The 20475-nt window shown below is 60.8% G+C and carries 21 protein-coding genes; 2 read left to right on the forward strand and 19 right to left on the reverse strand.

What is annotated here, in order from left to right; genetic code table 11:
* The first annotated feature begins 44 nt into the window (after nt 1-44).
* The gene (gene glyA, locus WA145_RS17950) at nt 45-1298 is read left to right on the forward strand and encodes a serine hydroxymethyltransferase (protein ID WP_422582871.1); all 1254 of its coding nucleotides are present in this window, start codon (nt 45-47) and stop codon (nt 1296-1298) included.
* Between the two features lie 385 nt (nt 1299-1683).
* On the opposite strand, the gene WA145_RS17955 is transcribed toward glyA, so the two are convergent.
* The 14 genes from WA145_RS17955 to WA145_RS18020 form a co-directional block, all read right to left on the reverse strand.
* On the reverse strand, nt 1684-2664 hold the full coding sequence (locus WA145_RS17955) for a tetratricopeptide repeat protein (RefSeq protein WP_422582901.1): 981 nt from the start codon (nt 2662-2664) through the stop codon (nt 1684-1686).
* Nucleotides 2665-2692: 28 nt separating this feature from the next.
* Complete coding sequence (locus WA145_RS17960; RefSeq protein WP_422582872.1) at nt 2693-3661, reverse strand: type II secretion system F family protein; 969 nt, start codon at nt 3659-3661, stop codon at nt 2693-2695.
* Nucleotides 3662-3693: 32 nt separating this feature from the next.
* Nucleotides 3694-4680, reverse strand: coding sequence for a type II secretion system F family protein (locus WA145_RS17965; protein WP_422582873.1), 987 nt, complete (start codon nt 4678-4680; stop codon nt 3694-3696).
* Complete coding sequence (locus WA145_RS17970; RefSeq protein ID WP_422582874.1) at nt 4677-6116, reverse strand: CpaF family protein; 1440 nt, start codon at nt 6114-6116, stop codon at nt 4677-4679. Before WA145_RS17970 ends, WA145_RS17965 begins: the two co-directional genes overlap by 4 nt.
* Before the next feature lie 3 nt (nt 6117-6119).
* Nucleotides 6120-7340, reverse strand: coding sequence for an AAA family ATPase (locus tag WA145_RS17975; RefSeq protein WP_422582875.1), 1221 nt, complete (start codon nt 7338-7340; stop codon nt 6120-6122).
* A complete protein-coding gene (locus WA145_RS17980; protein WP_422582876.1) occupies nt 7334-7816 on the reverse strand; it encodes a TadE/TadG family type IV pilus assembly protein in 483 nt (160 codons plus the stop codon). Before WA145_RS17980 ends, WA145_RS17975 begins: the two co-directional genes overlap by 7 nt.
* On the reverse strand, nt 7816-8283 hold the full coding sequence (locus WA145_RS17985; protein ID WP_422582877.1) for a TadE/TadG family type IV pilus assembly protein: 468 nt from the start codon (nt 8281-8283) through the stop codon (nt 7816-7818). The genes WA145_RS17980 and WA145_RS17985 overlap by 1 nt, the downstream gene beginning before the upstream one ends.
* Before the next feature lie 126 nt (nt 8284-8409).
* Entirely contained in the window at nt 8410-9744 is a 1335-nt protein-coding gene (locus WA145_RS17990) for a Tad domain-containing protein (RefSeq protein ID WP_422582878.1), read from the reverse strand.
* A 7-nt stretch (nt 9745-9751) separates the two neighbouring features.
* Nucleotides 9752-10024 carry a hypothetical protein gene (locus WA145_RS17995; protein ID WP_422582879.1) on the reverse strand — a complete coding sequence of 91 codons (273 nt, stop codon included), beginning with the start codon at nt 10022-10024 and terminating at the stop codon, nt 9752-9754.
* Nucleotides 10025-10175: 151 nt separating this feature from the next.
* Nucleotides 10176-11537 carry a type II and III secretion system protein family protein gene (locus WA145_RS18000; protein ID WP_422582880.1) on the reverse strand — a complete coding sequence of 454 codons (1362 nt, stop codon included), beginning with the start codon at nt 11535-11537 and terminating at the stop codon, nt 10176-10178.
* 231 nt (nt 11538-11768) lie between these two features.
* The gene (gene cpaB, locus WA145_RS18005; RefSeq protein ID WP_422582881.1) at nt 11769-12593 is read right to left on the reverse strand and encodes a Flp pilus assembly protein CpaB; all 825 of its coding nucleotides are present in this window, start codon (nt 12591-12593) and stop codon (nt 11769-11771) included.
* Nucleotides 12594-12605: 12 nt separating this feature from the next.
* Nucleotides 12606-13940 carry an AAA family ATPase gene (locus WA145_RS18010; RefSeq protein WP_422582882.1) on the reverse strand — a complete coding sequence of 445 codons (1335 nt, stop codon included), beginning with the start codon at nt 13938-13940 and terminating at the stop codon, nt 12606-12608.
* A 15-nt stretch (nt 13941-13955) separates the two neighbouring features.
* Complete coding sequence (locus WA145_RS18015; RefSeq protein WP_422582883.1) at nt 13956-14465, reverse strand: A24 family peptidase; 510 nt, start codon at nt 14463-14465, stop codon at nt 13956-13958.
* Nucleotides 14466-14520: 55 nt separating this feature from the next.
* Entirely contained in the window at nt 14521-14712 is a 192-nt protein-coding gene (locus WA145_RS18020) for a Flp family type IVb pilin (protein WP_422582884.1), read from the reverse strand.
* A gap of 417 nt (nt 14713-15129) precedes the next feature.
* On the opposite strand from WA145_RS18020, the gene WA145_RS18025 reads away from it, so the two are divergent.
* Nucleotides 15130-16005 carry a helix-turn-helix domain-containing protein gene (locus WA145_RS18025; protein ID WP_422582902.1) on the forward strand — a complete coding sequence of 292 codons (876 nt, stop codon included), beginning with the start codon at nt 15130-15132 and terminating at the stop codon, nt 16003-16005.
* Nucleotides 16006-16245: 240 nt separating this feature from the next.
* On the opposite strand, the gene WA145_RS18030 is transcribed toward WA145_RS18025, so the two are convergent.
* From WA145_RS18030 to rplU, 5 genes are all read right to left on the reverse strand, one after another.
* Complete coding sequence (locus WA145_RS18030; protein WP_422582885.1) at nt 16246-16710, reverse strand: CreA family protein; 465 nt, start codon at nt 16708-16710, stop codon at nt 16246-16248.
* Between the two features lie 10 nt (nt 16711-16720).
* A complete protein-coding gene (gene proB / locus WA145_RS18035) occupies nt 16721-17839 on the reverse strand; it encodes a glutamate 5-kinase (RefSeq protein ID WP_422582886.1) in 1119 nt (372 codons plus the stop codon).
* Between the two features lie 68 nt (nt 17840-17907).
* Complete coding sequence (cgtA, locus tag WA145_RS18040; protein ID WP_422582887.1) at nt 17908-19131, reverse strand: Obg family GTPase CgtA; 1224 nt, start codon at nt 19129-19131, stop codon at nt 17908-17910.
* A 267-nt stretch (nt 19132-19398) separates the two neighbouring features.
* The gene (rpmA, locus tag WA145_RS18045; protein WP_003176049.1) at nt 19399-19656 is read right to left on the reverse strand and encodes a 50S ribosomal protein L27; all 258 of its coding nucleotides are present in this window, start codon (nt 19654-19656) and stop codon (nt 19399-19401) included.
* 39 nt (nt 19657-19695) lie between these two features.
* The gene (rplU, locus tag WA145_RS18050; protein WP_339414415.1) at nt 19696-20007 is read right to left on the reverse strand and encodes a 50S ribosomal protein L21; all 312 of its coding nucleotides are present in this window, start codon (nt 20005-20007) and stop codon (nt 19696-19698) included.
* Between the last annotated feature and the right edge of the window lie 468 nt (nt 20008-20475).

Raw genomic sequence — 20475 nt, forward strand, 5'->3', positions numbered from 1 at the left:
GCCCCCTCTTTCTACCGCCCAGCTGATTTTCTCAGGGGAATGCTATGTTCAGCCGTGATTTGACTATCGCCCGTTATGACGCCGAATTGTTTGCCGCGATGGAGCAAGAAGCCCAGCGCCAGGAACATCACATCGAGCTGATCGCCTCGGAGAACTACACCAGCCCAGCGGTGATGGAAGCCCAGGGTTCGGTACTGACCAACAAGTACGCCGAAGGCTATCCAGGCAAGCGTTACTACGGCGGTTGCGAATACGTCGACATCGTCGAGCAGCTGGCCATCGACCGCGCCAAGCAGCTGTTCGGCGCCGACTACGCCAACGTCCAGCCGCACTCCGGCAGCCAGGCCAACAGCGCCGTGTATATGGCCCTGCTGGAAGCCGGCGACACCGTACTGGGCATGAGCCTGGCCCACGGCGGCCACCTGACCCACGGCGCCAGCGTCAGCTTCTCCGGCAAGCTGTACAACGCGGTGCAGTACGGCATCACTGATGCCGGCCTGATCGACTACGACGAAGTCGAGCGCCTGGCGGTCGAGCACAAGCCGAAGATGATCATCGCCGGTTTCAGCGCCTACTCGCAGGTGCTGGACTTCCCACGCTTCCGCGCCATCGCCGACAAGGTCGGTGCCTACCTGTTCGTCGACATGGCTCACGTCGCCGGCCTGGTTGCCGCTGGCGTGTACCCGAACCCGGTGCCGTTCGCCGACGTGGTCACTACCACCACCCACAAGACCCTGCGCGGCCCGCGCGGCGGCCTGATCCTGGCCCGCGCCAACGAAGCGCTGGAGAAGAAGTTCAACTCCGCGGTATTCCCAGGCGGCCAAGGTGGCCCGCTGGAGCATGTGATCGCCGCCAAGGCCGTGTGCTTCAAGGAAGCCCTGCAGCCGGAGTTCAAGGCCTACCAGCAGCAAGTGATCAAGAACGCCCAGACCATGGCCAGCGTGTTTATCGAAAACGGCTACGACGTAGTGTCCGGCGGTACCGAGAACCACCTGTTCCTGCTCAGCCTGATCAAGCAGGACATCACCGGTAAAGATGCCGACGCCGCCCTGGGTCGCGCCTTTATCACCGTGAACAAGAACAGCGTGCCGAACGACCCGCGCTCACCCTTCGTCACCTCCGGCCTGCGCATCGGCACCCCTGCGGTGACCACCCGTGGCTTCAAGGAAGACCAGTGCCGTGCACTGGCTGGCTGGATCTGCGAAATCCTCGCCAACCTGGGTGACGAAGCGGTTGAAGCCCGCGTGCGCGAGCAAGTCAAAGCGGTATGCGCGAAGTTTCCGGTTTACGGCAACTGACAGATCGGTCCACGACTTGCTGCGTTGAAGGCGCGCAATGCTGCTTGCGGCTAATGCCCTTCAACGCAGCCCGAAGGATGAGTAAAGCGCGCAGTGCTTATGCGCACCGCCACCTCGCCTGATTGGCCAGCCGGAGGCTGTTACTAACCAGCGCCCGACAGGACACTGGCTCGCCAGCTCCTGGACAGCCTCTGTGCCACCACGAAAGGCGCGCCTTCTAGCGCAATGTTGATAAGAAAAAGGCCGCTTACCTGTTACAGGCAAGCGGCCTTTTTTGGCTATGGATCCGTTATATGTTGAATCGGCAGGTTAGCGCTGGGCGCAGCGAAGCCGAACAGGCTGCGTTCAATCTCTCTGATCAGCCTGTCTTGTCTAGGGGAAGCGTCTATTGTTCGTTGGGGACTCCAGCAACAGCGTCAACGAGCGGTGTGCCTGCGCCCTGCAGGCGAATTTTGCGGATCTGTTCGACCCGACGCAGGTTATCCCATGCCAGGCCGTAGTGAGCGGGAGACTGTTCGATAGCGCTATGGAAGAACTGCTCGGCGATATCCAGTTTGCCCTCAATCAGGCATACGTAACCCACATCATTGCTGGCCTCGGCTCGGGTGCCTACCTGTTCGAATGCAGAAAGCGCCTCCTCGTAGCGCTCACCCCTGGCAAGCAGCAGGCCATAGTTGCGCCATAGAGGCTTATAGTCTGGCGCCAAGTCGATACCGCGGCGATACAGGCGCTCGGCCTTCGGCCAGTCGCCGGCCAGATACTGAGAATACGCCAAGCTATTGTGGGTCAGCGCCGAATGAGGATCGATGCGCAGGCTCAAGCCGTAGTAGAGCGCGGCACTGGTGAAATCGTTGCGCAGGTCGGCCAGCACGCCCATGCCGTTGTAGAGTTTGAGCGGTGACTGACTATCGACCTGCAGCGCGCCCCCGCCCAAGCGTTTCTGATCGATGGCCACTGCCGACGTCAAGATTTCCGTAGCCTGCTCCTGACGGCGCAGAGCCAGCTGCAGCAAGCCCATTTCAGTTAGTGCCGAAAGATTCTCCGGGTCATTTTTCAGTACGTCGGCAAAGGCCATCTCCGCCAACTGACTGTTACCGCGTTCACGGTGGATGCGACCGACCCAAACCAATGCAGCGTACCGCTCCGGGTCCAGCTCAAGGGTTCGCAGGTATTGGTACAGAGCCTGATCCAGATCGCCCGCCTGATAGGCCATGGCAGCGATCTGCATGGCCTGGTCAGGCGAACTGGCTTGCTTCTTAACCTGATAGAGCAGCGAGTTATCGCCGGTATAGATTGAGCGCGTGTTGCTCAATGGCTCCGACCCAATGCTCTGACACCCTGACAGCGTGGCCACCGTGGCCGCCATCACCAACAACAGACTGATCCTGTTCATTTCATAGTTTCCCAAAGACTTTGAACACGCCAATGATGGCGGGACCGATGGCCACTAGGAAAAAGCTAGGCCACAGACAGAAGATTAGTGGGAACACCAGCTTGGTGCCGATTTTCGCTGCGGCCTCCTCGGCCTTCTGGGTACGCCGGTCGCGGAACTCTTCGGCGTAGATACGCAAAGTGGCCGCCACGCTGGTACCGAAGCGGATACTCTGCGCCAGCAAGCTGACCAACCCGCGAATGTCCTCCAGCCCCGTACGCTCGGCCAGGTGCTTGAGCGCCTCGGTGCTGGGAATACCTGCACGAATTTCCGAGTTGACCAAGGCCAGCTCCAGCGCCAGCTCTGGCTGACTCACCGCCATTTCGTCGGCCACCCGCTCAATGGCCTGGGGCAGGGCCAGCCCCGACTCCACACAGACCACCATCAGGTCCAGGGCATCGGGAAAAGCCACCAGCAACCGGGTCATCCGCGCTGCCTTGCGCTTGTCGACATAAATGGCCGGCACCAGCCAGCCCACGGCGGCAGCCCCCACCACCAGGGCGATGCCTATGAGCAGGGACAGCTTGGGAATCAGCGGCAAGGCCAGCACGGTAAGCCCAACCAACACCAGCGGCGCCAGCAGGCGCACCGCCCAGTAGATTTGTACGGCGGCGGGCGAGCGATAACCGGCGTGTGTCAGCAGGGTCCGGGTAGCCGAGTCCTGCCCCTGTGCATCGGACGAAAAGCGCTGACCGACCTGCTCCAGCATCAGTTGCAGGTTACTCGGTGCCTCCTGACTGGCGGCCAAACCAGCATGCCCACGCTTGATCAAAGCCAGGCGCCGCCGTACAGGATCGCGCAGCCCCAGCGCCAGCATGGCCAGGGTGATCATCATCAGCACCGCGCTTAGGCCGATGGCACCCACAAACAGCAGACGTGCCAGCTCCTCATTGCCCACCAGGCGATTGAGCAGACTCAACAGATAATCCATAAAACCACCTCCTCCTCTGCCAACACCAGCGCCTAGACCTGAATCCGGATGATTTTACGAATCCAGAAAATTCCGATCAGCATGGCGACAAAAGCCCAGATCACCAGCTTCTGCCCCAAGGGCTCCTTGATCAGCAAGGGCAGATAGGTCGGACTCGACAGGACAATCGCCGCCGCCAGGACGAACGGCACAGCCACCAACACCCAGGCCGACATGCGCCCCTCCGCCGACAAGGTCTTGACCTTGCGTTGAAAGCGGAACCGCCCACGAATCAGGCTGCTCAGGCGCTCCAGCACCTCAGTCAGGTTGCCGCCAGTATCGCGATGGATCAGCACCGAGGTCACCAGCATCATCACCGTCATGCTCGGCATGCGTTCGAGCAGGCCGAGCATGGCCCGGCGTACGTCATTGCCGTAGTTGATATCAGCGAAGGTCAGGCCAAATTCGTGGGCCACCGGCCCCTTATGTTCCTCGGCCACCAGTTGCAGGGTCTCGTTAAATGGATGACCGGCGCGTAGGGCGCGGCACATGGCGTCCAGGGCGTCCGGCAAGCCCTCCTCGAACTGGGCGAAGCGCTTGCCGCGGTCGCTGGCAATCTTCAGCACCGGCAACCAGCACACCGCCAATGCGCCTGGCAATGTTACCCACCACAGTCGGGTGAACAGCCACAGCAGTAGGCCTGCCGCTACGCCCAGTATTAGGCCGAGTAACAGCACCCGGTAGGCCCGGTAATGATGCCCGGCCTGCTCGATCATCTGCGCCATGGCCTCCATGGCCGGCATCTGCTCCAGCCAAGCCTCCAGCGGCGACAGGCGGCGCAGGTACTTCTGGCGCAATACCGTCTGCATATTCGGCAGGTTGCTGGCATGTTCCAGCACCTGCAAGCGCCCACGGATGCGCTTGCGCACCCGGCCCGCCTCGCCGAATACCGGTACCACCAGGCCCTGACTGAGGAGGAATACGGCGGCGAACACCATGCCGAGGAATGCCAGGATAAATTCGCTGGGAATCTGGTTCATGACTGAGCCTCCATCCACTCTGGACGGAACAGATTCAGCGGCAACTCGATACCGCGTTTGCCCAACACATCGCGGAAGGCCGGCACCATGCCGGTCGGGCGATAGTCACCGAGCACCTCACCCTGCTCGCCGATGCCACGACGCACGAAGGCGAATATCTCGGTCATGGTGATGATCTCGCCCTCCATGCCGTTGATCTCCTGCACGCTGACCAGACGCCGCTTGCCATCCTCCTGGCGCTCCAACTGGATCACCACGTCGATGGCCGAGGCGATCTGCTGACGCAGCGCCTTGATTGGAAAGGTGGCACCGGTCATCGACACCATATTCTCGATCCGCCCCAAGGCGTCGCGCGCGGTATTGGCATGAATGGTGGTCAGCGAGCCATCGTGGCCGGTATTCATCGCCGTCAACATGTCCAGTGCCTCGGCACCGCGCACCTCGCCGATAACGATGCGGTCCGGGCGCATGCGCAGGCTGTTGCGTACCAGCTCACGCTGATTCACCTCACCACGGCCTTCGATATTTGGCGGCCGAGTTTCCAGGCGCACCACATGCGGTTGCTGCAATTGCAACTCGGCCGAATCCTCGATGGTGACGATCCGCTCGTTGTGCGGAATAAAACTGGACAACACGTTAAGCATGGTGGTCTTGCCGGTGCCGGTGCCGCCGGACACCAGCACGTTTAGCCGGCCGCGCACGACCGCCTTGAGCACCAACGCAATGGCTGCGGTGAGGGTGCCCATCTGCACCAGGCTCTCGGTATTCAGCAGGTCCACGGCAAAACGACGAATCGACATACTCGGCCCGTCAATGGCCAGCGGCGGGATGATTGCATTGACCCGCGACCCATCCTTCAGCCGCGCATCCACCAGCGGCGAGGATTCGTCGATACGCCGGCCCAGATTGGAAACAATCCGATCGATGATATTCAGCAGGTGTTGATCATCGCGAAAGCGCACATCCGTGCGCTGCAATTTACCGTGGCGCTCGACATACACCGAGGCATGGCCGTTGACCAGGATATCCGACACGCTGTGGTCGGCCAGCAGCGGCTCCAGCGGCCCCAGCCCCAGCACCTCGTCAGTGATTTGCTTGATGATCAACTGGCGACTGCTGGCACTCACCGGCGCCGAATACTCGTCCAGCAAACGCTGGCTGAGTTCACGAATCTGCCGGCCCGCCTCGTCCGGCTCGAGCGAGTCAAGCAACGACAGGTCCATGACCTTGAGCAACTGCTGGTAAATCTTCTCCCGCCACTCGGCCTCCATCGGGCTGAGGCGTGACTTGGTTTCATACAGTGCATCTGGCGCACTGCTCTCCCAGGCCATAGGCATGTCGGCACGCGCTTGATCCGTAGCACTATCCTCCAACACGCCTGTCGGCATGCTCTTGGCGGCTTGCTGGCGTAGACGATTGCGAAATTCACTGAGCATGTTCTATCCCCTGAACAATCGGCCAAAAGTACGTTGCAGCAAGCTCTGCTCGACTGACTTGGTACCGAGCAACGCCTGGCTCAACTCACGCATGCCAATACTCACCGGGGCTCTGGGTGCATGCAGCTCCAGTGGCACCCCGGTATTCTGGCTTTCGCTGACCACCGCATAGTCGTTGGGCAACTTTTGTAAGTCCGTGCACCGCAGCGCCTCGGCAATATCCTGCAGACTGACCGGCGAGGCCTTGTCATAGCGGTTGACCACAATCTGCAGGTGCTCGCCCTGCACCCCCAGCTCCTCGCGCATGATGCGCACCAGGCGGGTGGCATCCTTCAGGTGACTGAGGCTCTGTTGCAGCAGGATATAAATCCGATCGGCCTGTTCCAGAGTGATCCCGGTGAGGTGATCGATCTGCCGCGGCAGGTCCACCACCACCCAGTCGTAGGTGCTGCGCGCCAGCCGCAACAACGCCTCCAACTGCTCCAGGCGCACATCCTGCGGCAGGCATAGCTCGCTGGAGCGTCCGCCCAGCACGTGCAGGGTCGGGCTGAAATGGCTGCAGAAGCCGCGCAAGGCAACGCTGTCCATTTCCTCGATCTGTTGCAGCACCTCCATATGACTGTGTGTCGGCACCACATCGAGGCAATGGGCGACGCTACCAAACTGCAGGTCCAGGTCCAGCAACAGGGTGCTGCCACCCCGGGTACTCAGTTGCTGAGCCAGGTTGCAGGCCAACAGGGTGGCGCCCGAACCACCCTTGGCATTGATCACCGCAATCAGCTTGCCGCCTGCGGCCTGGCCGACCTGGGTCTCATGAATCATGCGCGCCAAGGCCGCTAGCAACTCATCGGCCACCACCGGCTCCGGGAGAAAATCGCGGGCACCGGCCTGCATCGCCAAACGCATGCCATCGCGCTCCTCCAACGGGCCGCAGATCAGCAACGGCGGCCGTTCATGAACAGGACGCTGCAACAGGGCCGCCAGCTCCTCGCGCCACAGATGGCTGACCCGCAGCAACAGAAAATCGGGCATCCGCTCCAGCCCATACAGCGGGTCGGTGTGGCCGTTGCTCACCAGCCGTGTGCTCACCTGCAGGCTGGAAAGACGCTGGCTGATGGTCTGCAAATGACTCAGAGCTGCCGCGTCGCGGCTGCTGATCAATAGCTGCAAGCCGTGCTTGGCGGTCACGCGGGATACAGTCGGGGCTTCACTGGACTTCAACATAATGTGTCTCCACCCTCGCCATCGGAGCCGAGGCTTTCACGTGGCAAGATCGCCCTAAATACCGGCAGGCTAATTGCTCCGCCGACCCCAGGAATAAGTAGCGTAAAGGGGAAATTCTCGATGCTGAGCTGCACGAAATGGATCGAACTCAAGTTAGCGGGGTCGTTGGGGCTGGTTACCACGGCACCGTTCTCGTCCAGATAGGTCAGGGTCAGGTCGGCGGTTTCCAGGCTGCCGATCAAGCTGCTGGCACCGCTGTTATCTGCTGCATTGAAGATTGCCCGGCGCAAGACCACCGGATCGCTGATCTGGCATACCGCCGCCAGACGTGCCCCGCGCCGCACCACTTCGTTCAAGGTACCCACGGTGAAATACAGCCGACCCATTTCCAGCACGCCGAACAGCAGGGTGAACAACAGCAGGCCGATAATGGCGAACTCCACCACGTACACCCCGTGCATGCGTTTTCTGCTCATCACAGCACCCTCATGACCACGGTGGATTGCAGCGCGATGCTGAGAGGAATCGGATCGCCGAAAAAGGTCGGCAACGAGGCGCCGATCACCGGGCGGAACATATAGCTGATGCGAACCCTCACATGCTCGGCGCCCACCAAGTCGACCGTTACGTCATCACTAGCCAGCCCCGGTACCACCGGTGGGTAGCCGCCCGGATTGGCCGGCAGGCCGTAAACAGCAACGTTTTTGGTCTTGCTCTGCAGATCGCCGTTCAAGTCGACCCCAAGGGTGTCGTTCCAGGCCTGCCCGGCGACGTAGCGACCGGCGTCACGGCTGGCCTGCAACAGGCTGTTGTACTGGTAGAGCATGCGGCCAAACTCGCCGATGGCCAGCAGCAACAGCAGCAACAGCGGCAGGGCGATGGCGAACTCGACCATCGCCACACCACGTTGAGCCTGACCGAGCCTGAATAAATGACCGTGCATGGAACACCTCCCAGTAACTGGGCCTACCCCGTAGCCCGGATGCAATCCGGGACCGTAACCGCACGAGGCTTGCGTCTTCCCCGGATTTCATCCGGGCTACTCAAACCCATCACCAGACGACCCCGCCTAGGAATCGGGGCTCGGCGTTGTCGGATCAAGATAGGTCTTGTACAGCTGGATAATCTGCGGTCCCACGTCATCCACCACCGGGCCCGGCACGCTGTCGCCTGCGCAGTCGGTGACGAACTGGCCGAAAATCTGCGCCTGGTTACCCTGCTGGCTGACGGTCTGCACCAGGAAGAAACAGCCATAGCCCAACACCGGCACCGAGGTCTGCCCGCCGGAGGCACCGTCGCAGTCGCCCACCACTATCTTCAACACACGCCGCTCGGCGACCCCATTGGCCTGGCAGTCGGCGCCGCCGGGGCAAGTGGCGACGCTCGTCACCCAGTCGTTGTAGTCGAGCAGCGCGGTGCTGGCGGTGTACAGGTCGCCGCCACTGGACTGCACCAGTTGGCTCTGGTGCACCACATTAGGCTCGTTATAGGTCATCCGCGGCGTGCTGAAAGTAGTCACCAGGTCCGGCGGACAGGCTTCGGCGCTGACCGGCCCGTTGTACACGCCGAAGCGGGTATTAAGGCCCTGGGCCACCGGCCCCACGCTGTTGCCCGGCTCGGTCTCCACCGGCTCGCCGGTGGTCAGGCACTGCTCGATGCCCTGGCACAGGGCATCGCGAATATCGTCAGCGCCGGTGTTATCGCCCAGGCGGATCAGCTGGAAATTGCCGGGGCCGATTGCCGGCTCGTTGCCGGCGGCGCTCTTCAGCACCTCCAGGTCGCCGAACTGGTAGCCCCAGAACATGCCGGTGGCCGGATCGTACTGGTCGGGGTCACCACAGACCATCAATGGCGCGAGCTGGCAGGGTGCGGTCGGACTCGGCCCGGCGGTGGCGATGGCCGCCACCGCCTTGTCGCCAAGGTTGCTGTTGCCGAACACCTGGGCAAAGTCCCAGAAGAACCGGCTCAAGGAGTAATTCGCCACCGTTACCCGTACAAAGCGGGCATCCACCGGCCCTGGAAAAGCGAACGGCCCTTCGACGCTGCTGGCCAACTCAACTACTGCGAAAGCGCCGACGCCGCCCGCAGCGTTAACGGCGCTGGCCAGTTCAGCATTACCATCGGCATCGGCATTCAGGCGCAGGGTATTCAGCGCGGCGGTCTGCGTCTGGGTGGCGGAGTTGCCCGAGCCCATGACCTGCTGCAGGGTCTTGGCCCCGCTCAACGCTGCCGCATCCACCGCATTCTGCAGGCGCGTCTTGTTCACCAGCATATGTCCGCCGTCCAGTGCCAGAGCGGCCATCAGCAACATGGCCACCAATGCGATCACAACCAATACGATCACCGCACCCCGCTGATGTTTTGGCAGCGGGTTGAATGGCCGTTGCATACGGGGTTTCATCATCCAGCCCTCAGTTATCGATATTGATCTGGATCGGCTGAGCGACCTGGGCTGCATCGCCGGTCACGCCCCGATAGCCATCCATGACCTTTTCCGTCAACGGGCCATCGACGCCAGTAGCGGACACTTCACTACCGGGCTTGGCGGCCTTGGGCTTGTCGGCAATTTGCTGATAGTGGGTGGCGTAGACGGTGGAACCCAGTGGGCCAACCCGCCCCTCGTCATAGGTCATGCAGCCGGTCAAGGCGAACGCCAGCAGGTACAGGGGAATCATGGTCTTCATGGTTGCTGCCTCCAATCGTTGGAAATCCTGCGGCCTGCCCGGCAGGCTCTGCCCTACTAGGCTGCCCGGCCATCGCCAGGCAGCAGCCGTTCCCTACGCCTGACTGCATTTCCCACATCCCTGTGGTTCACAAGCTGGCGCCTACCTGCGACTAGTCGATGTCATGGCCAAAGCTGCCCTCACTGACCCCAAGGCTGACCGGCACCTGCCGTCCCGGTTGGCGCCCCTTGGTCTTGCCAAGCAGGTAGAAGTCCAGATCGCTCGGTTCAACGAACTTCTCGGTGGGCAGGCGCACGCTCGCGGCATCTATGGGCTTGGCCAGATGCGGTGTCACCAGGATCACCAGCTCGGTCTCGCCATTGACGAACTCCTGGCTGCGGAACAGATGACCGAGCACCGGAATATCGCCCAGCCCAGGGAAGCGGCTGACAGAATCGCGGGTGTTCTCACTGATCAAGCCGGCGATGGCGATGGTCTGACCATTGCCCAACTCGACGGTAGACAGGGCGCTGCGTTTGGTTAGCGCCGGCACCAGTAATGAGGAAGATCCGCTGGTTGAGTCAGCCTCCACTATCAGGCTGTTGGCCGCTACCAGTTCACTGACCGAAACATTCAAATTGAGATTGATACGCTCCGAGTCGAGCACCACCGGGAGGAATTTCACCCCCACGCCGAATTCCTTGAACTCGATGGTGATGCCATCGTCGTCGGATACCGGGATGGGAAATTCGCCGCCAGAGATGAACTCGGCCTGCTGCCCGCTTAGGGTAGTCAGGGTCGGTTCCGCCAGTATTTTGGCCGAACCGTTGTCCTTGGACGCTTCCAGAACGGCATCGAAAAGAAAGCTCTCGGAGGCAAACTGGGCTAGAAAGCCGGTACTGGGACTGAGCAAATTTTCAACCAGTGAGTCACTGTTATTGAACCCGCCAAATTGCCAGTTACCTCCGGTTCCGATAGCCAGGAAACGCACACCCAGGCGCTTGACCAAATCGCGCTGCATCTCCGCCACCTTGACCTCCAGCATCACCTGCTGGCTGCCGCCGACGGTAAGCAGGTTGATCACCTCCAGCGACTGGGTTGGTGTCGACTCCGCGGCCTCACCCTCGCCTTGCACCACGCTGGCGCTCTGCGCGGTATAGTTCTTGGCCAACTTGATCGCGGTATCCATGGCGCCGGCGCTGCTCACCTGACCGCGCAACACTAATGCACCCTGGGCGCTGAACACCTCGATGCGCTCGTTGGGCATCAACTGGTGCAGCTTGTCCTTGAGTCCGCCGAGGTCATGCACGACCTCAAGATCGAGGCTGTCGATCAGCCGGTTGCCGCCATCCCACAGCAGCACGTTGGTGCTGCCCAGGGCGCGCCCGAGCAGATAGAGCTGGGTTGGGCTGGTGATCAGAATGTCAGCAATCTGCGGGTTACCCACCGAGACCTTCTTCACCGGCGCGCGGGTGGTCAGCACCCGTGACTTATAGATCGGCACCTGGATATTACTGGTATTGGCCGCCGGCATTGCGGCAACTGCCGGCGATGCGTGCCCCACCTGAGTCGCGATGCTCAACAGCAACCAGGCACTCAGTCCGAAGAGCGCGAATGACCTGAGTCTTTGGATGATCTGCATGCCCTACTCCTTGTTAGTTATGTCGCCTTGCCTGCGTGCAATAGGCAGTGCATAAGCCACTGCCGTTGCGTTGCCACCCGCCGCCCCGCGTACAGGGCATGGGGCGGTAAATAAGGCGACGACCTACAACTGCACCTTTGTCGCCTCGACCTCAGTACCACGAATAATCGTCACACCAACCCCTGTGCCGCCGCTTCGACGCACCACGGGTTTGGCGGGAGCTGGAGCGACGGCTGCGACCGGTGCCGGGGCCTCGGCCACGGCCGCCGGTTTGCTGACCGCCTCTGGCTTTTTCTGGTTGTTCAGCGGGTTGCGCAACGCCAGTTGCAGCTTGCCTTCGGTTTGCGCCTTGACCAGCACCTCGGCCTCTTCGCTGCTCATCTCCAGGGTCACCGCACGCACCACTACCGGCTGAGTCTTGTCGGTGCTGGCGGTCTGGTCGACGGCGAGAACCCGCAGGTCTTCGAGGATGGTCTTCGATTCGGCCTCGTTGTTGTTGCCCGCTTTCTTGGTCGCCAGCACATCGACCCGGTTGCCCGGCAGCAGAAAGCCGCCAACGCCCACCACATCGTCGACTCGCACCGACACCGCACGTTTATTCGCCTCGATCAGCGAGGCCAGGGTGCTGCCACCAAGGTGTTCGGCCAGGCGCGCACCGCGCAGGATGTCGCCGCGTAGCATGGTGAAGGTGGCGATTTTGCCGACTACCTTGTCGCTGGCATCGAAGGCATCATCCGGCGCGGTACCCTTGGGCATGCGCACCACCGTGACGTGCTGGGCCTCGACCATCTGCCCGAAGGGAATCTCCACGTTAGCCACCACCACGTTCTGCAGGTTGTCGTCGGTGCTGGCATTGAGCCGGGCGCTGAGCCAGTTGTTGGCCATCCAGGCGGCGCCCAGACCGAGGATCAGGGAAAAAGCCACCAGGGTGAGAGTACGCGCGCTCATGTCTGTATCTCCTTATCCAAGAAAATCGAGCTGGACGAAGTAATTGCGCCAGGCCCACTCCAGCTCGCGCGGGGCCAGCGGCCCGGCGCCATTGAGGTAGCGCTGGCGATCCAGTGCCATGCCCAGCAGGTCGCGCGGGTGACAGGGCACCAGCGGCATGCCCTCGGTCTCGTACAACCCTTGCAACAGGTAGTGCAGTAGCTGCGGGTCGTAGGCGAGGCCCTGGCGTTCGCATTCCTGGTGCCAGATGCGCTCATACTCCTGGGGCTTGAGGTAGTTGAAGTGCAGCTTGTAGCCGATGCGCCGCAGGAAGGCCTCGTCGGCCAGCTCCAGCGGGTTGAGGTTGGTGGAAAACACCAGAATCAGATCGAACGGCAGCTCGCAGTGGCGCCCACCACCGAGGTTGAGGAAGTCGCGCTTTTCCTCCATCGGCACGATCCAGCGGTTGAGCAACTCGGCCGGGGCCATGCGCTGGCGGCCCATGTCGTCGATGATAAACAGACCGTTGCTGGCCTTGAGCTGCAGCGGCGCCTGGTACTGACGGCTGTAGGGGTCGTAGCGGATATCCAGTTGCTCCATGCTCAGCTCGCCGCCGGTAATCACCACCGGGCGCTTGCAGCACAGCAGGCGACGGTCGATGCCCTCGTTAAGCATCAGGCTGTTCTGCTGCACGCTGTCATCCAGGCGTTGATGCACCTGGGGGTCGTAGATCTCGATCACCGACTCGTTGATGGCGATGGCGTAAGGCACCCAGATGGCCTCGTCGAACAGGCGGATCAGGCGGCTGCTGATATAGGTTTTACCCGTACCCGCCGGCCCGTAGATCATGATCGCGCGCCCGGAATTCATGGCCACACCGAGTTGCTCGAGCATGGCCTCCGACAGCACCACTTGGCTGAAGGCCGCATGCATGTCGCGCGCAGTGATGCGCCCGTGGTGGATGGTCTGCACCTTGAGCAGCGAGCGGTAGCTGCTCACCGGATAGGGCGCCGCGCCGATATAGCCGCTGCGGGCCAGGGCATCGCGGGCGGCGCTGCGGCCGCGCTCGGTCAGGCCATAACGCAGCCCCTGGCCAGCGGCCTGGCCGCCCGTCTGACCGAGTACCTCGACCCGGCCATCCTTGCGCAGGAACGCCAGTATCTCTTCCAGCACCGTACCGGTCAGCGCCAGGCGCTCCACCAGCTGCGGCATGCCCAGCACCCCGGCATCGTGCAGGTGCTTGCACAGCAGATCACCGAGAAAGTTGTCGGCCAGGCCGGTTTCGCGAATGTTGCGGGGCTGCGGGGCCAGCCGCTGCACCGCTTCGCGTTCGCTGGGGTAGGCGTCGCTGTCGCTGATGGCGTACATGGTTAGCCTCCCGAGCTACTGGCCGAAGGGTTGCCAGAAGATGCTGGCCAAGGTACCGAGCAGGATCGCGATGGCGTAGGGGAAGGGTTGCCGGGCGACATCATCAACTTCCGGCTGGATATAGGTGCGCAAACTTGTCATCGTCCAATACCTTTGAATAAAGCGGCCCACCTGTTTTTTGTAGAGCAGCATCAAAAAACCCAGCACACCGCCCGCCATCAAACTAACAGCCGCCGCCCAGAAAACGCTTACAGGACCGAGAAAACTTCCCACCATGGCCACTAACTTGACGTCGCCTGCCGCCATGCCGCCAAACATATACAGCGGCAGAAAACACAGCAGCCCAACCGCCAAGCCACCAGCCCAGGCAAATATTCCATCGACCTGATAGAAGACAACTTGCAACACCAACGAGCAAACCAGACCCAGCAGAATAAGCGTGTTGGAGATGCGGTGAGAACTGACATCCGTGAGCACCGCAATCCCAAGCAAAATAAGCACGGAGGCGCTCAGTAAATAATTCATTTGAGACACCTCCGTATATGCTCATAAGCTCAAAGCAGAAAGTCATTATCAATGTTCAAGGATTGCCACCCGGAATCGCAGTAGTTAAACCGTTAATAACACCTGCCACGTCCTGCCCAAGAGCAATAAAAGCACCTACCACTAGCAATGAAACAAGCCCGCCAGCTACGGCATACTCCACGACGGTCAACCCATCCTCGTCCTTAACGAACTTCATCACCGAAGTCTTAATTGCTTGAAAAGTCATTTCGCCCACCTCACTCGACAGTTGTTATTCCAGAAGAGCGGCAGCACTGCCTGCGCCGCCTGTTTGAACCCTAGTCAGGCGGGCAAGGAGGGGTTAGGAGATTTTTGCGAATCGCTAGGACTTTTTTGCAGGGACCGTGCAGGCAGCACAACAGCCATCAACACGGAGCAGCTAGCGGAACCCTCAGCAACAGGACTGACGGGCTGAAAGTCCTCCACCGGCTTGACAAGCGACCAGCGGTAGCTCGCCCAGGTGCCTGACACATACAAGCAGCCCTTGTGGCACTAAGTTCGCGCGATAACCTAGAGTGGAAATCACTAACTTACTTGCCTCTTATTCTGATTCGATCTGTGCAGTAGTGGCACAGTGACAATACTCCTAGACGGGGGAGCAGAACTGAGGAATAGGGCTAAGCGTATGAAGTCTAACTTGGCCACAAAGCCATTTTTACTATGGCTTGACCTTACGCATGACCGCTCGGTTGAAGAGCTGATCAACCAGTTCCGCACGACCTGTGATTGTCGGCTGGCGAAAAGCACGGCGCTGCCCGAACGGGCGCATGAACAGCCGGACATGATTTGCATGCACTTTGATCGGCCCGATGCACTCGGCCTCAATCTTTTATTGGCAGTCAAACGCACCGTACCCTCGATCCCCATCACCATGTTTACCGTGCAACACTCGGAAGAGTTAGCCGTGTGGGCCATGCGCTCGCGGGTTTGGGAATATGTGGTGCTGCCGCTCACAACATTCGAGCAAGGCCGTTATCTGCACGCCCTGCAGCAGTTGTGCGCGTTGCGCCGCAATGCCCGTGGCCATGCCGAGAAGCCGCTGGTGGAGCGCTGCCCGAGCATCCCGGAGAGCATCCGGCTGACCGCCGAGCACCAGAAACATCAGGTATTGAGCAAGGTGCTGTGCCATATCGACCAGCATTTTTGCGAGAGCGTCGACCAAAAGACGCTGGCGCAGCGCTGCGGCATGACGCCCTTCCGTTTCAGTCGCTTGTTCAAGGAGGTGGTTGGCATCGGCTTTATGGATTACGTTTTGAGCAAGCGCATGGACTTCGCCAAGGAGTTGCTCGACAACAGTCAGATGCCCATCACCAGCATCGGCTACGAAGTCGGTTTCAAGGACCCGTCCTATTTCGCCCGCGCGTTCAAGCAGTCCTGTGGCTGCACGCCTAGCGAATATCGCCAGACACGCCGCCCTGGTCAGCCCACAGCGACCGAAGCGGCGGATGAATGTGCTCGACAGGGCGGTGTTTGGCAGTCGCACCGGAGCTCGAACAGATAGCCCGGTGTGGCGCAACGCGCGCTCGAAGTGCATGGCGTCCCCATAACCGCCGCTAACCGAAAAAAGCGACCTGCAACACAGCCTTGGGACAGAGTTTTTTTGCGCTTGGACAGGTTGGGGGGCTGATGGGTTATCCGCCATCCCACCTCTCGTACCCGCGGCGAAGCCCCGCCAGATAGTTAGCCGCAATGTCGCTCCGTCTAAGTGAACAGCATTAGGGCTTCTACCGGGCTGCTGGGTTCAGGGCTTTTGCGGCCAGGGCAGAATCGGAATGGCGGTTACCGCATTTTGCGGACTGCCCTCGATGACCCGGTCGCTGTAGACCAGATAAACCAGGGTATTGCGCTGCTTATCGAAGAACCGCACCACCTGCATGGTCTTGAACACCAGTGAGGTGCGCTCACGAAAGACCTCTTCGCCGTCCTTGAGCGGCTCCAGAAAGCTGATTGGGCCAACCTGGCGACAGGCAATCGAGGCCTCGGCGCGATCCTCGGCCAACCCCAGGCCGCCCTTGACGCCACCGGTCTTGGCCCGCGACAGGTAGCAGGTCACCCCTGCCACCTTGGGGTCATCAAAGGCCTCGACGACGATCTTGTCGTTCGGCCCCATAATCTTGAACACCGTCGACACCTCGCCAATCTGCTCGGCCGCCGCAAGCAGCGGCAACGCCACCAGCGCGCCCAACAATCCCTTTAGCACTCGCATACGCCCCTCCTCAGACCAGGATCAAATTATCTCGGTGCACCAACTCCGGCTCGTCGACGTAACCCAGCAGCTTTTCTATCGCATCGGATGGTTGCCCGATGATTTTCTGCGCCTCAAGCGCACTGTAGTTGGCCAGGCCGCGCGCTATTTCACGCCCATCCGCACCGACGCACACGACCATCTCGCCACGCCGGAAGCTACCCTGCACCGCCTTGACGCCAACCGGCAGCAAGCTCTTGGTGCCGGTGCCCAGCGCCTTGACCGCGCCCTCGTCGAGCACCAGCGTGCCGCGCGTCTGCAGATGCCCGGCCAGCCACTGCTTGCGCGCCGCCAACATGCCGCGCTCAGGCGCCAGCAGCGTACCCAGGCGCTCGCCGGCCTTGAGCCGCGCCAGTACCTGCTCGATCGCCCCACCGACAATCACCGTATGGGCGCCGGAACGTGCCGCCAGACGCGCCGCGCGCAGCTTGGTCTGCATGCCGCCACGCCCCAGGGCGCCACCCACACCGCCGGCGACAGCATCCAGCGCCGGGTCATCGGCGCGCGCCTCGAAAATCAGCTCGGCATCGGGGTTATGCCGCGGGTCGGCGTTATACATGCCGTCGCGATCGGTGAGGATCACCAGCAGATCGGCCTCGACCAGGTTGGCTACCAGCGCCGCCAGGGTGTCGTTGTCACCGAAGCGGATTTCGTCGGTGACCACTGTGTCGTTTTCATTGATCACCGGCACCACATCTAGATCCACCAGGGTGCGCAGCGTGCTGCGCGCATTCAGGTAGCGCTTGCGATCGGACAGATCGTCATGGGTCAGCAGAATCTGCGCGGTGCGCCGGCCATGCTCGGCAAAGCTCGACTCCCACGCCTGAATCAGCACCATCTGGCCAATCGCCGCAGCCGCCTGCAGCTCATGCATGGCGCTCGGTCGTGCGCTCCAACCCAGCTTGCTCATGCCCGCCGCCACCGCCCCGGAGGACACCAGCACCAGCTCGACGCCCTGCTCACGCAGCGCGACCATCTGCTTGACCCACACCGCCATGGCCGCGCGATCCAGACCACGCCCATCGGCGGTCAGCAACGCACTACCAATCTTCACTACCCAGCGCTGCGCACCGGTTACCTTGTCACGCATGATCTTCCAACCTTAGTCGCGACCTGTGATTACAAAAACGCCGCAATTAAGCGGCGTTTTGTAGTTGCTTAATCCCGGACGTAAATGATTTCCGGGCCATCCTCTTCGTCTTCTTCATCCCAGAAGCTGTCGTCTTCATCGACATCACCGACCGCCTTGACCCCGGAACGACGCAGCGCCCGCTTGTCGTCCAGCGCCTGCAGCTGAGCGCGCGCTTCGTCTTCGATACGGGTATCCAGCTCGGCCAGCTCGGCGGCGTACTCTGGGTTTTCCTGAATGCGCTCAGCGCGCGCCTCAAGAAAGTCCATGATGTCATAACAGAGCTTCTCGGTACCCTGGCGTGCCAGGGCAGAAATCACATACACCGGCCCAGCCCATTCGATCCGCGCAACGATTTCAGCGATCCGCGCTTCCTGCTCTTCATCGAGAATCTGATCCGCCTTGTTCAGCACCAGCCAGCGCTCGCGCTCGGCCAGCGACGGACTGAACTTGGTCAGCTCATCGATAATGGTAGCGGCTGACTCGGCCGGATCGGTCAGATCCAACGGCGCCATATCAACCAGGTGCAGCAGCAGACGGGTACGCGACAAGTGCTTGAGGAAGCGAATCCCCAGGCCGGCACCATGAGAAGCACCCTCGATCAACCCCGGAATATCGGCGATCACGAAACTCTTGTAACGATCGACACTGACCACGCCCAGGTTTGGCACCAGGGTGGTGAAGGGGTAGTCGGCGACTTTCGGCTTGGCGGCCGATACCGAACGGATAAAGGTGCTCTTGCCGGCATTCGGCAAGCCGAGCAGGCCGACGTCGGCCAACACCTTCAATTCCAGCTTGAGATCGCGCGACTCGCCCGGCTTGCCCGGCGTGGTCTGCCGCGGCGCACGGTTGGTGCTGGACTTGAAGCGGGTATTACCCAAACCGTGCCAACCGCCCTGCGCCACCATCAGCCGCTGGCCGGCACGGACCAGATCACCAATCACCTCCTGGGTACCGGCATCGATCACCGTGGTACCAATCGGCACCGGCAGGATCAGGTCCTCACCCTTGGCACCGGTACAGTCGGTGCTGCCACCCTTTTCACCATTCTGCGCCTGGAAGCGACGTGTATAGCGGTAGTCCACCAGAGTATTGAAGTTCTCGACTGCCTCGATATACACCGAGCCGCCATCACCACCATCACCACCGTTGGGGCCGCCCTTCTCGATAAACTTTTCACGACGAAAAGCCATCATGCCGTTACCGCCGTCACCGGCCTTCACAAAAATCGATACTTCATCGACGAATTTCATTTTTACGCCTCCCGCAATCACGCGGGTCATCTAAACCGAGAAACACTAGGTTCTTGCAAAATTGACCTGCATTCAAATCGAACGCCAACATACAGGACAGTTTGGCGCAGGACAGTTTGGCAAGAACCCCAAGAATACATAAACCCCAAAAACGCCTGGAGCGTTTTCTAACATCGCGTATCAAGGCCCGCGGGGGTGACCGCCATGGATGGCAGACCAATAAAAAAGCCCCGTCGCAAGGACGGGGCTTTCCCAGCAGTCGCGCAATTAAGCCGCAACGACGCTCACGTAACGGCGGTTGAACGCGCCTTTTACTTCAAACTTGATCACGCCTTCGATTTTCGCGAAGAGGGTGTGATCTTTACCCATGCCAACGCCGTAACCGGCGTGGAACTGGGTACCGCGCTGACGCACGATGATGTTGCCAGGAATGATTTTCTGGCCGCCATACATCTTCACGCCAAGGCGTTTAGCTTCTGAGTCGCGACCGTTGCGGGTACTACCGCCAGCTTTTTTGTGTGCCATGAGTTCAATACTCCTATAAAGGGCTCAGCGCTTAACGAATTAAGCCTGAATACCGGTGATTTTGATCTCGGTGTACCACTGACGGTGGCCCTGGCGCTTCATGTGGTGCTTACGACGACGGAACTTGATGATGGTGACCTTGTCGTGACGACCTTGAGCGATCACTTCAGCGACAACCTTGGCACCTTCAACAACCGGCGCGCCGATTTGCACGTCGTCGCCATTGCCGATCAGCAGAACACGGTCGAAAGTCACAGCTTCGCCAGTGGCCAGCTCGATTTTTTCGACCTTGAGGAATTCGCCTTCGGTGACTTTGTATTGCTTGCCACCAGTAACAATTACTGCGTACATGGTAAATCTCCGTTAATCCTGCTCACCCAGCGCTTTATAGGAATAAGTGTCGGCTGGCATGGCTGCTTGGGGCCTTTAAGGACACCCTTGCAATTGCGTAAGGCAGGGAAATACCCAGGGGGAAGTTCAGGGTGCGCGATTGTACGCAAGCCATCAGCACCATGCAAGTGCGCCGAGCGCTTGCCTTGACAGCCCCTACCCTGCCCAACAGGGTCTGTTCCCGTTGCAGCACGACCGCGCCGGAGCCCGCTTTACCGCGAGGCAAGGCACGAGACGCGAGGTTTGCTCAGCACATCCATGCGCTTCACCCCTTCGGGGCTGACGCGCCAAAACGCTCCCTGCGTTTTTGTGGTCGTTCCAAATGAGCGTTGAGAAACGCAGCATTCGCGGCAAAACGGGCCCTGCCCTGCGGGATTTTACGCAGCAACGCGGCTTGCGCTGAAACGGGCACAGACCCTAACCTGCCGC

Origin of the sequence: Pseudomonas sp. (assembly GCF_049301935.1) — a bacterium.
Lineage (GTDB): Bacteria > Pseudomonadota > Gammaproteobacteria > Pseudomonadales > Pseudomonadaceae > Aquipseudomonas.

Coding starts and splice junctions, on each gene's coding strand:
- WA145_RS18000 (WP_422582880.1), bottom strand. CDS start 11,537: ATGCCGGCGGCCAATACCAGTAATATCCAGGTGCCGATCTATAAGTCA.
- cgtA (WP_422582887.1), bottom strand. CDS start 19,131: ATGAAATTCGTCGATGAAGTATCGATTTTTGTGAAGGCCGGTGACGGC.
- rplU (WP_339414415.1), bottom strand. CDS start 20,007: ATGTACGCAGTAATTGTTACTGGTGGCAAGCAATACAAAGTCACCGAA.
- WA145_RS18030 (WP_422582885.1), bottom strand. CDS start 16,710: ATGCGAGTGCTAAAGGGATTGTTGGGCGCGCTGGTGGCGTTGCCGCTG.
- WA145_RS17990 (WP_422582878.1), bottom strand. CDS start 9,744: ATGATGAAACCCCGTATGCAACGGCCATTCAACCCGCTGCCAAAACAT.
- WA145_RS17955 (WP_422582901.1), bottom strand. CDS start 2,664: ATGGCGGCCACGGTGGCCACGCTGTCAGGGTGTCAGAGCATTGGGTCG.
- rpmA (WP_003176049.1), bottom strand. CDS start 19,656: ATGGCACACAAAAAAGCTGGCGGTAGTACCCGCAACGGTCGCGACTCA.
- WA145_RS17965 (WP_422582873.1), bottom strand. CDS start 4,680: ATGAACCAGATTCCCAGCGAATTTATCCTGGCATTCCTCGGCATGGTG.
- WA145_RS17980 (WP_422582876.1), bottom strand. CDS start 7,816: ATGAGCAGAAAACGCATGCACGGGGTGTACGTGGTGGAGTTCGCCATT.
- WA145_RS17995 (WP_422582879.1), bottom strand. CDS start 10,024: ATGAAGACCATGATTCCCCTGTACCTGCTGGCGTTCGCCTTGACCGGC.
- WA145_RS17985 (WP_422582877.1), bottom strand. CDS start 8,283: ATGCACGGTCATTTATTCAGGCTCGGTCAGGCTCAACGTGGTGTGGCG.
- glyA (WP_422582871.1), top strand. CDS start 45: ATGTTCAGCCGTGATTTGACTATCGCCCGTTATGACGCCGAATTGTTT.
- WA145_RS18020 (WP_422582884.1), bottom strand. CDS start 14,712: ATGACTTTTCAAGCAATTAAGACTTCGGTGATGAAGTTCGTTAAGGAC.
- WA145_RS17970 (WP_422582874.1), bottom strand. CDS start 6,116: ATGCTCAGTGAATTTCGCAATCGTCTACGCCAGCAAGCCGCCAAGAGC.
- proB (WP_422582886.1), bottom strand. CDS start 17,839: ATGCGTGACAAGGTAACCGGTGCGCAGCGCTGGGTAGTGAAGATTGGT.
- WA145_RS17975 (WP_422582875.1), bottom strand. CDS start 7,340: ATGTTGAAGTCCAGTGAAGCCCCGACTGTATCCCGCGTGACCGCCAAG.
- WA145_RS18025 (WP_422582902.1), top strand. CDS start 15,130: ATGAAGTCTAACTTGGCCACAAAGCCATTTTTACTATGGCTTGACCTT.
- WA145_RS18015 (WP_422582883.1), bottom strand. CDS start 14,465: ATGAATTATTTACTGAGCGCCTCCGTGCTTATTTTGCTTGGGATTGCG.
- cpaB (WP_422582881.1), bottom strand. CDS start 12,593: ATGAGCGCGCGTACTCTCACCCTGGTGGCTTTTTCCCTGATCCTCGGT.
- WA145_RS17960 (WP_422582872.1), bottom strand. CDS start 3,661: ATGGATTATCTGTTGAGTCTGCTCAATCGCCTGGTGGGCAATGAGGAG.
- WA145_RS18010 (WP_422582882.1), bottom strand. CDS start 13,940: ATGTACGCCATCAGCGACAGCGACGCCTACCCCAGCGAACGCGAAGCG.